This window comes from Mesorhizobium sp. M7A.F.Ca.US.006.04.2.1, from assembly GCF_004022915.1.
Classification (GTDB): Bacteria; Pseudomonadota; Alphaproteobacteria; order Rhizobiales; family Rhizobiaceae; genus Mesorhizobium; species Mesorhizobium ciceri.
Genome location: NZ_RZQA01000115.1, coordinates 1 through 10557 on the forward strand (window position 1 = coordinate 1; position 10557 = coordinate 10557).

The following is a 10557-nucleotide window of genomic DNA, read 5'->3' on the forward strand; positions in this document are numbered from 1 at the left end:
TGCTGCACTGCACAATCGGCCTGGCCTGCCGGCTGGCGCCACGCATCCGCGAGGAATTGGCGACATCCGATCGGATTCAGGCCGACCTGCGCAATGCACAGAAGTAAAACCCGTCGGTGCCGCTCAGCGCCGGCGACAGCGAGATGTCGCCTTTGGCGCCGATGCGCGCGGCTGCCGGATGGCCGGGAAAACGGCTGTCCCAGAGCTGGCGGTGGTCGACGGGAACAAAGCCGCTGTTACGGTCCCGAAAGGCCGCGATCTGCTCGCCATTCTCCTCATCAAACACCGAGCAGGTGATGTAGACCAGCAGGCCGCCCGGTTTGACATAGGCTTTGGCCGCATCGAGGATCGCCGACTGTTCGCCCTTGCGGGTATCGAGCTGCCTCTGCGTCAGCCGCCATTTGGCGTCGGGGCGGCGCCGCCACGTGCCGCTGCCGGTGCAGGGCGCGTCGACCAGCACGATGTCCATGTGGTTGCCGAGCGGCGCGAGTTCCGTGGGCTTGGTGACCACCTGCACATTGCGGTTTTCCGAACGACGGATGCGGTCGAAGATCGGCGCCAGCCGTGCTTTCTCCGCATCATGGGCAAAGATCTGGCCACGATTTTCCATCGAAGCCGACAGTGCCAGCGTCTTGCCACCGGCGCCGGCGCAGAAATCCAGCACCTGCATGCCGGCTTCGGCCCCGGCAAGGGCGGCCGCGATCTGCGAGCCTTCGTCCTGGACCTCGAACCAGCCCTTCTGGAAGGCCGGTTCGGCCTGCACATTCGGGTGCCGGCCATCGCCGTCGATCGGTGGAATGCGGATGCCGTGCGGGGCGATTGCCGCGGGTTTGGCGCCGGTTCCCGTCAGTTCGGCCAGCACCTTGTCGCGGTTGGCCTGCAAGGTGTTGACCCTGAGGTCGAGCGGCGGGCGCGTCGCCAGTGCAGCGCCCTCGTCGGCCCAACTCGGGCCGAAGGCTCGCTCGAAAAGCGGCGCGCACCAGTCGGGAACGTCCGCCCGCACCGCGTCCGGCGCATCGGCGAGCCGACCGTCGGCGATGGCCTGAAGCTCGGCGGCGGTCAGCAGCGGCGGTGCGAACTTGTCACCATCCAGCGCCTCGTTGAGCGACTGGGCCGTCTGCCCCCATTCGAGCAGCAGGGCGCCGAAGCCAATGGCGCGCGGCGTGTCCTGCCCCAGCAGCCAGCCCGCGGAACGCTTGTGGCGCAAGGCGTCATAGACGATGTTGCCGATGGCCGCACGGTCGCCGCCGCCGGCGAAGCGATGCGACAGGCCCCAATCCTTCAGCGCGTCCGCCACCGGCCGGTGGCGCCGGCCGATGTCTTCCAGCACTTCGATGGCCGCAGCCAGCCTTCCGCCCAGTCGCATTGTCTTGTTCCGTCACGCAGAAAATTATTCCGGCCCTGCTCTAGAGCGCGCAACCGGCGCGCACAAGCAGGTCGGCCGGCACAACCGCTCTGCTTTCCAACTTTTCTGGTTGCGAATACTCTTCCGATTGTGATTCGCGGCGCGAAAAGGTGAACCGGCGGATCGACACGAGGAGAGGGCAATGAAGACTTATCTGGCGGAAGTTCTAGGCACATTTCTATTGGTGTTCATCGGTACGGCTTCTGTGGTGACGGGCGGCTTCGGCGGCGCGCTGCCGCTTGGCCAGGAAGGCATCGGTCTGGCGTTCGGCATCGGCCTCATCGCCGCGGCCTATGCGATCGGCCCCATTTCGGGCGCGCATCTCAACCCGGCGGTGACGCTCGGCGTCTTCCTTGCCGGCCGGCTGCCGGCCAAGGACGTCATCCCCTACTGGATCGCGCAGGTCATCGGCGGCGTCCTTGCTTCACTGGCGTTGTGGATCATCGTCTCCGGCCAGGTTGGCGGACACACCACCGGCTTCGGCGCCAATGGCTGGGATATGACGAAATGGGGTGTCAGTTCGGCCTTCCTGTGGGAAGTGATCGGCACCTTCACCTTCGTCACCGTGATCCTTGGCGTCACGGCCGAAAAGCACTCGACGGCGTTCGCCGGACTGGTCATCGGCCTGACGCTGGCAGGGCTGCACTTCGCCATCATCCCGGTGACCGGCACGTCGCTCAACCCGGCCCGCTCGATCGGTCCGGCGCTGTTTTCGGGAACTGCGGCGATCGGCCAGCTCTGGCTGTTCATCGTGGCACCGCTGATCGGCGGCGCCATTGCCGGTGTCGTCGCCAAGGCGCGCATCTTCGAGAAGGACTGAGCTCTTTGGAAGGCTGAATATGCGAAGGCGCGGGCCATGGCCCGCGCCTGAGCGACTGGCACGAGCCGTCAAGTCTTGTCCCCAATGACGACTTAATAGCTCGGCCTTAGATGCCAGCTTTGCGCCCAATCTCGGTCGTTGCGGCTGATACCGTGAGCGCCCGAAAGCTGCCAATCATCGAGGCTATTGTCTATGGCTACTTCCCGCTATGATTGCGGGCGGCGGGACTTTACTGATCGATTCCCAAATGCGGAGTTCTTGGAGATGAAAAGTAGGTGTTTTCCGGCTCCTCAGTGATATTTGTCGCTTGGACCAGTGATATTTAGGTTACTTATGGCTAAACGAATTCCAACATTAACAAATTCGCTGGGTAGCTGGTTCACTAGTTTCGGGGCCCTCTTGGAAGGTATTGGTCGACCCGCCGTCACAAAAGCAAAATTTGTAAATCTCGCACCGACCGACCAAGCTGACAAGGCCGGTGTATATTCCGAAGCTTTGCTCTTCGCGACGACAGACCCGAAGGTGAACAATATAGCGCTGACGGGGCCTTATGGTTCAGGAAAAAGCAGCATCATCCAATCGTTCCTGAAAAGATACCGAAGACCTTCACTTCACATATCTCTCGCGGCGTTCGTGAAAGAGGCCAGCCACCAGGCGACAAAGAAGCTAGCACCCCAAGTCTCAAAGTGAGCCGGCAGGAGATTGAAAGAAGCATACTGCAGCAAATGCTGTATGGTGCAGATGCCAACAAACTTCCACTGTCGCGCTTTAAGCGAATTCAATCCCCTGGCGTCCTGTCGATCTTCAGATCGCTGTACATTATGTTCGGCTTACTTTCGATTTGGTACGTATTCACAAAGCGGGAAGCGATAGTCAGCGGCACCTTTTTCGATCCACTCGAATTCAGCAATTGGCCTAATTTCACAATATTCGGGTTCTCGTTGCTTTTTTTGTGGGTTGCGCTGCACAAATTTTATGTCGCCAGCTTTGGGCTGTCACTCAAAAGCATCTCTCTAAAAGACATAGAAATAAGGCCCGCATCAGACAATCTCGATTCAATACTTAACCGTCATTTGGATGAAATTATCTACTTCTTTCAGGCAACGGAATATGATCTCGTAATCATTGAGGATCTGGACCGATTCGAAGATGCAGAAATATTCGTGACGTTGCGTGAAATCAACGGCTTGGTGAATGCGAACGCGGGAGTCAGGCGAACTATTAGATTTCTTTACGCTCTGCGCGACGACGTATTTGTTAATACAGACCGGACCAAATTCTTCGAATTCGTCATTCCTGTTATTCCCATCATAAACGCTTCGAACTCGATTGATATGGTCCTGGAGCAGGGAAAGAGGCTTGAACTCGACGGTCGTCTTGATCGACAGTTCCTTCGAGAGGTCTCACGGTATCTAGACGACTTGAGACTTATTCAGAATATATTCAATGAATACGCCATCTACGTCGCCAATTTGGAGACCGACGACGAAAATACTCTCAACGCCAACAAGCTTCTTGCGGTCCTGATTTATAAGAACGTCTACCCCAGGGATTTCGAACAACTGCACCGAGGCGAAGGCAATCTCGCTGACATTCTGGGCCGCCACGATGAACTCGTTGCGCACGAGGAGGTGGCCTGTAAGGCAGAGATAGCGGAAATCGAACGAAAGATTGACATTGCCGTAAGGCAGACACCCTCTGACCTGAAAGAATTGCGCCAAATCTACGCAATGACGCTCGTTCAGATGCTTCCTGCGAACGTCAATAGCATCAGCCTTGACGGGCAGTCTTGGATCGCACTTCACTCGCTCGTTGGGCACGACGCGTTTGAACAGTTAATCGCACTTCCTCAGATTACCTTCCGCGATGTCTATAATAGGGGACAGCGGATTGATATCTCGGCCTTGCAGAACGAAGTGGATAGCGAGAAAACCTACTTTCAGCGGAAGGCGGAAATTGAAAGCAAATCTGAGGCCAACAAGAGCGAGAGCTTGCAACGGATTCGCGAGCTTAGAGCGAAGATCGCGACGCTTCGAACAGCCAAGTTCAATGAACTCGTGCGTTCAAGCGCCGACCCTGTGACTGACCTTTTCGACGGCTTCGGCGAGAAGGGCGAGTTGGCTCGCTTCTTGATTCTAGAAGGCCATCTCGACGATACGTACTATCAATATACGTCACTGTTCCATTCTGGCCGGCTGTCGCCTAATGACAACAAGTTTCTGATCCAGATACGGGCGTTCTTTACCCCCGACCCCGACTTTCAGATTGACAACCCAAATGAGGTCATCGCAGCTATGCGCGAAGCGGACTTCGGGCAAAGCTATGTTCTTAACGTCAAATTGGTTGACTGCCTTCTAAACGAGGCGAGCCGGTACAGCGATCAGACTTGTAAGTTTTTCGAGTTCATCGCGTCCCAGTTCGAAGGCTGCGAAGATTTCTTAGAGGCCTACTACGCCACGGGACGCGCCGTCCCCAAGTTGCTTTCCCGCCTGGCTGACGAATGGAGGCAGTTCGTTCCGACGGCAATCGCCAGCAAGCGCAGTCTTTCCCATATCACACAGTTGGTAACCAATCTGCCGGAAAGGGCGCTAGAAACACTAGCACGCGATGGCGACGAGTTCCCTGATTTCGTCGCGGCGAAGCTCCCTGAAATTCTGGCACTTGCACCTGACTTGGCACCCGAACGCCTCGAGCGCATTGGCTTCGAGGTTCGAGACCTTCCGGCAATAGGAAAGTTCACCGGCATCGTGCGCTTCATGGTAAGACGTGGCCTTTTTAAACTCTCGATTGCCAATGTGGAACACATCTATCGCGAGGTCATGGGCGAGACCAATCTCATGGCGTTTCGCGAGCGCAATTACACTACGCTGCGTTCGCTCACAGATCCTGCCTTGATCACCAGGGTCGAACGCGATCTTGATATCTATCTTAGCGACGTGCTCCTTGAGCTTCACGACAATTCTGAAGAAGATGCGGCAGCCATAACCGATCTCCTAGGTCGTGAGGAACTTGACGAAGACAATCTTCGTGAATTTCTCGGTCGACAGACGGCTCTCCTGCCAGCGCTGGAGGGTGTTCCGGAGAAATTGCACGCCTCGGTATTTGAGCTGCGACGTATCGCGCCGACATGGGACAATTGTATCTCGTTCATGGGAGGCAGTGGCTTCGCAGCGGAAACTCTGGTGGCCTATCTTGATCGGAAAGATGTGCGCGCGGTAATTCTGAAGCACAGTCTGCGTAACGGTCCCGAGACACTGCCGCTACGCCAATTCCTTGTTATCGCGAATGCACTGAGCGATGACAGTTACCGGGAATATGTCCGAGCGTTGCCCAATACGTTTAAGAATTTTCCCAAAAGCCTCGATTCTTCGAAGCTTACTATTCTCATAGAGGAGCGCAAGATCACCTTTTCAAAGGAGACCCTTGAAAGCCTAGATGTCAATACAGACTTGCCGGTCCTTTTCATGGCAGAAAACATCGAAGCTTATCTCACCGATCCCGAAATGTTCGGTCTCGACGACGTCTTCCGAGAAGGGCTTCTTCAAGCCGACATAACAGATGACGATAAGCGCGCGATAATCGACCTGATGGATTTGAATACGCTAACGGAACTGCCCAAACGAGCGGCGCTCATAGGCCCGATTCTTGACCGCACCAACGTTCGTATATCCGGCATTGATGCGGCTAAAGCGCGGTCACTGATCCTGAATTCAAGGCCCGTTGAGACGCAGATTTCCCTGTTCAACAAGTTTCACTCGACTATCGCGGTCGACGAAGCGCGCGAGGTGCTTGCGGCGCTTCCAGATCCGTTCTCTGAGATCACGACAGGATATCACACTCCAAGATTGCCAAGATCAGATGAAAATCGTGCATTGGTCCAATGGCTTGAGACTCGCGGAATCATCTCTTCGTGGAGCGAGGGAGGTGGTTGGTTCCTGGGTGATGAGATACGCGTAAATCTCAAGAGGCGATGAAAAACTGGTAGTGATACAGTCTTCTAATAGACGGCAGGTTTCAATGAGATGCCATTAGATTGGTGGTTTGGAATTCCTACCGGCGGCTAACCAGGTTGTTGGTTCTCCCAAAAATCAGTTCACCAGACGCCAATTCGCTAAACCTGACAGTCTGCTTGCGGCCCCATTTGAGGCGCGCCGCGCGTCAGCAGTTGGCACAAGGCAGCCAGCCCGCAAGCCGTTCCTTCCGCCACCGGCCCCAGTTCCTCCACCATCGCCTCGTCAAACTTCTCCGGCGGTCACCGTCACCGGCAATTCGGCGCGGAAGCGGAAACGTCATCTCAAGCAAAGGTCGGTCGTCTGCAGCTCGCTGTCGGCTTCCAGACTGATGAACCCAAGCAGTCCGTTGACGGGCGGTCTCATCGCCTCACCCAAGCGCCTGCCCGAGCCAAATCTTTCATGGCACAAATATAAGAAATATATATGTAAGAAATACCACGATATGGACAGCGCCCGTCAAGAATGTTGTTCTTTCAGTACTAAAGCTCACATTGCATATGAAGAGCGCTAAAATCAAAAGCACTGTGTCAGTCGCTGGAAGCCCCAGGGTTAACCCTCTGCCCGTCAGCAGGCTGGCGGCTGCGACCGCCGGTATTGTCAAACCGATTGTGGCGCAAGCGGAACCCATCGCGACATTCAAACCGCGTTGCAGCTCATTGTTGAGTGAAGCGCGAACCGCCGAAATGGCCTCCGGCATCAACACCAGCCCGGCGATCATTGCCCCCACAATGCTGTCAGCCTGGGTCACTTGGTAGGCAACGAGCGTATCTTCGACGCTTGCCGCGACCTGCTCGGCGAGCATGACAATGCCGATCAGGCCGATCAAAAGCAGCAATGCGCCGGCAAAGACGCTTTCGTGAGGGGCAGTCCGCAGCGAAACGCCGTGGGCCTGCCCTTCGACAAAGTCTTCCCGGTGGCGGACGGTCTGCGCGAACACAAAACTTGCATAAAGCAGCACCGAAAGCACGCTCACAAAGCCAAGTTGAGCTGCCGAAAATGTGCCCGGCCCCGTAGCTTGTGTGTAGGTTGGCAGAATAAGCGTCATGATGGTCAGCGCGATCAGAACCGCCAAATATGCGCTGGTCCCTTGTCGAACAATTGCCTGCTTGCGATGGCGCCAGCCGCCAAGCGCAAGACACGTGCCGACGACGCCGGTGGATGCAATCATCACCGTTGAAAAGACGGACTCACGTGCAAGCGTAGGGTTGTTCTCTCCATGCAGCATCATGGAAACGATGATCGACACCTCGATTGCCGTCACGGCAAAAGTCAGCACCAATGTGCCGTAGGGCTCTCCTACACGCCGAGCCACAGCCTCGGCGTGGTCGAGCACCACGAAAATGGTGGTGAACATGATCGCACTCGAAAGCGCTCCGACGAGTATCCTGACGCCCAGCGAACCTTCGTCCGCCGACAGCCCGCCTGCCCTGACGGCGACAGCCATGACCAAGGCGGCCAGCGGCATCGCATATGAAGTCACCGAACGTCCGAAACCGCTCATGCAAGCCCCTGCGCGCTGCTGCGAACCGTGGCTGCATTCGCGCACCGACAGATCGAAGCGTTCACCCGTTCACGCCGTCTTCTGCGCCACCAAGCCCAGCTCCTCCACCATCGCCTCGCGCATCAGGAACTTCTGCGGCTTGCCGGTCACCGTCATCGGCAATTCGGTGCGGAAGCGGATGTGGCGGGGGATCTTGTAATGGGCGATCTGGCCGGCGCAGAAGTTTCTGACCTCCTGCTCGGTGGCGATCTGGCCGGGCTTGAGCACGATCCAGGCGCACAGCTCCTCGCCATATTTGGCGTCGGGAATGCCGAACACCTGCACCTCCTTGACCTTTGGATGGCGGTAGAGGAATTCCTCGACCTCCCTGGGATAGACGTTCTCGCCGCCGCGGATGACCATGTCCTTGACCCGGCCGACGATGTTGCAATAGCCCTCGGCGTCGATGGTGGCGAGGTCGCCGGTGTGCATCCAGCCGTCGGCGTCGATCGCCTCGCGGGTCTTGTCGTCGTCGTCCCAGTAACCCTTCATCACCGAATAGCCGCGCGTGCAAAGCTCGCCCGGTACGCCGACCGCAACTGTAGCGCCATCGGCATCGACCGCCTTGACCTCGACATGGGGGTGGATCCGCCCGACGGTCGAGACGCGCTTTTCCAAGGGGTCGTCGACGCCGCTCTGGAACGACACCGGGCTGGTCTCGGTCATGCCGTAGGCGATGGTCACCTGTTCCATATGCATCAGCGACACCACCTTTTTCATCACCTCGATCGGGCATGGCGAACCGGCCATGATGCCGGTGCGCAGGCTGGAGAGATCGAAGGCGGAAAAATCCGGATGATCCAGCAGAGCAACGAACATGGTCGGTACGCCATAGAGCCCGGTGCAGCGTTCCTGAGCCATCGCCTTCAGCGTGGCGCCGGCGTCGAACCCTTCTCCCGGGAAAACCATGGTGGCGCCTTTCGAGACGCAACCCATCGTGCCCATCGACATGCCGAAGCAGTGGTAGAGCGGCACTGGTATGCAGAGCCGGTCGTCGGCGGTCAGCTTGATCGCCGAAGTGACGAAGTTGCCGTTGTTAACGATGTTGCCGTGGGTCAGCGTCGCGCCCTTGGGGGCTCCCGTGGTGCCTGAGGTGAACTGGATGTTGATGGCTTCGCCCGGCTTCAGCTTCTCAGAGATGCGGTCGAGGCTGTCATGCTCGTCACGCCCGGCCATGGCCAGCACATCACCGAAATTGAACATGCCGGGCGAGTTCTCGTCACCCATGCGGATGACGATCTTCAACGCCGGCAGTTTTTGTGCCTTGAGCTTGCCCGGCGTGGCCTTGGCGATCTCGGGTGCCAGCGTCTCGATCATGCCGAGATAATCTGACGTCTTGAACCTGGCAGCGGTGACCAGCGCCTTGCAGCCGACCTTGTTCAGCGCATAGTCGAGCTCGGTCAACCGGTAGGCCGGGTTGATGTTGACCAGGATCAGGCCGATGCGGGCGGTGGCGAACTGCGTCACCAGCCATTCCCAGCGGTTGGGCGACCAGATGCCGACGCGATCGCCTTTTGCCAGGCCCAGTGCCAGGAAGCCGGCGGCCAGCGCATCCACCGTGTCCGAAAGTTCACTCCAGGTGAAGCGCTTGTCCTGGTCGACGAAGACGGCGGCGTCGAGCGTGCCGTATTTGCTGACCGTGTCGGAAAACAGCGCGGGGATGGTCTTGTCGAGCAGCGGCACGCTGCGTTCGCCAGAGACATGCGCCCTACCATCGACGGGTGCGACGAAGACACCGCCCGCTCGCGCTCCGCGTCCGCGCAGATTGCTGGCATTCTTCAGCTCGTCGAGATTGACCGGCATCGCTCTCTCCTCCCGGGATTGGCCGAGCCTATCAGCCTGAGGGGGTGGTGAAAATCCCGCCGATAGTCGTGGCAGGGCAACGATCCGGCCCACGACGCTTCGGGGCCTCCGTTGGTTGATGAACATCAAACGCAAAAACCCGCCTGGGCGGCGGTCACTGGCGCAAATCAGCACCATGGGCAAAAATGTAGCGTAGCTGCCCTCACCAGTCAAGGAAATAATTCCTATACAGGAAAACCCCGGCGCAAGGCTACCGACACCGCGGGACGGCCGCCGTCAGGGTTTTCAAGCAGGGTTCGAAGCCCTGAGGGGCAGCGGGCGAAGGCCCGCCGCTATCCGACCGCAGCCGCCATCTTCGCCGCGATGTCGCGCAGGACCGCTTCATCGGCCGCCGCGCGTGTCTTCTTCGACGCCACCAGGCAGGCCTGCGAGCGCAGGACGAGGCCATCGCCCAGCACCTTGAGATGATTGGCGCGCAGCGTCGAGCCGGTGGTTGTGATGTCGACGATGACATCGGCCAGACCCGCCGCCGGCGCACCTTCGGTGGCCCCCAGGCTCTCGACGATGCGGTAGACCTGGATGCCGTGCTTCTGCGAGAAGAATTGCTGGGTCAGCCGCCAGTATTTGGTGGCGATGCGCAGCCGCCGGCCATGGCGCTGGCGAAAATCGGCAGCGACGTCGTCGAGGTCGGCCATGGTGTCGACGTCGAGCCAGATGTCCGGCACGGCCACCACGACATCGGCATGGCCAAAACCGAGACGGGCGACGATTTCGGCGCGGCTCTCCCAGTCGGCAAGGTTTTCACGCACCAGGTCCTCGCCGGTGATGCCGAGATCGACGGCACCCTGGCCGATCTCGCCTGATATTTCGGAAGCCGACAGGAACACCACTTCGACATCGTCCAGGCCCTCGACGAGCGCAAATACCACGCCCGCGTCGAGGGCCTGGACGATGTCGAAGTGGTGTTCCTGTCGGC

The 10557-nt window shown here is 58.4% G+C and carries 7 protein-coding genes; 3 read left to right on the top strand and 4 right to left on the bottom strand.

The window, feature by feature from the left end:
* Positions 1-76: 76 nt before the first annotated feature.
* Positions 77-1366 carry an RsmB/NOP family class I SAM-dependent RNA methyltransferase gene (locus tag EN925_RS08980; protein WP_063170136.1) on the bottom strand — a complete coding sequence of 430 codons (1290 nt, stop codon included), beginning with the start codon at positions 1364-1366 and terminating at the stop codon, positions 77-79.
* Between the two features lie 181 nt (positions 1367-1547).
* Between EN925_RS08980 and EN925_RS08985 the strand changes: the two genes are divergently transcribed.
* The 3 genes from EN925_RS08985 to EN925_RS08990 all read left to right on the top strand — a co-directional run bounded on the left by EN925_RS08985 (position 1548) and on the right by EN925_RS08990 (position 6199).
* Positions 1548-2225 (top strand): MIP family channel protein, encoded by a 678-nt coding sequence (locus EN925_RS08985; RefSeq protein ID WP_127369362.1) that lies wholly within the window; start codon positions 1548-1550, stop codon positions 2223-2225.
* 333 nt (positions 2226-2558) lie between these two features.
* Positions 2559-2915, top strand: coding sequence for a hypothetical protein (locus EN925_RS41610; protein WP_348629873.1), 357 nt, complete (start codon positions 2559-2561; stop codon positions 2913-2915).
* Entirely contained in the window at positions 2912-6199 is a 3288-nt protein-coding gene (locus EN925_RS08990) for an ATP-binding protein (RefSeq protein ID WP_245461016.1), read from the top strand. Before EN925_RS41610 ends, EN925_RS08990 begins: the two co-directional genes overlap by 4 nt.
* Before the next feature lie 436 nt (positions 6200-6635).
* Here the strand turns inward: EN925_RS08990 and EN925_RS08995 are convergent, their stop codons facing one another.
* From EN925_RS08995 to hisG, 3 genes are all read right to left on the bottom strand, one after another.
* Complete coding sequence (locus EN925_RS08995) at positions 6636-7739, bottom strand: calcium:proton antiporter (RefSeq protein ID WP_127366006.1); 1104 nt, start codon at positions 7737-7739, stop codon at positions 6636-6638.
* Positions 7740-7808: 69 nt separating this feature from the next.
* Positions 7809-9581 (bottom strand): AMP-binding protein, encoded by a 1773-nt coding sequence (locus EN925_RS09000; protein ID WP_127369796.1) that lies wholly within the window; start codon positions 9579-9581, stop codon positions 7809-7811.
* Positions 9582-9913: 332 nt separating this feature from the next.
* The coding region (gene hisG, locus EN925_RS09005) for an ATP phosphoribosyltransferase (RefSeq protein ID WP_245487214.1) at positions 9914-10557 on the bottom strand (644 nt) is incomplete at its 5' end.

Coding starts and splice junctions, on each gene's coding strand:
- EN925_RS08980 (WP_063170136.1), bottom strand. CDS start 1,366: ATGCGACTGGGCGGAAGGCTGGCTGCGGCCATCGAAGTGCTGGAAGAC.
- EN925_RS08985 (WP_127369362.1), top strand. CDS start 1,548: ATGAAGACTTATCTGGCGGAAGTTCTAGGCACATTTCTATTGGTGTTC.
- EN925_RS41610 (WP_348629873.1), top strand. CDS start 2,559: ATGGCTAAACGAATTCCAACATTAACAAATTCGCTGGGTAGCTGGTTC.
- EN925_RS08995 (WP_127366006.1), bottom strand. CDS start 7,739: ATGAGCGGTTTCGGACGTTCGGTGACTTCATATGCGATGCCGCTGGCC.
- EN925_RS09000 (WP_127369796.1), bottom strand. CDS start 9,581: ATGCCGGTCAATCTCGACGAGCTGAAGAATGCCAGCAATCTGCGCGGA.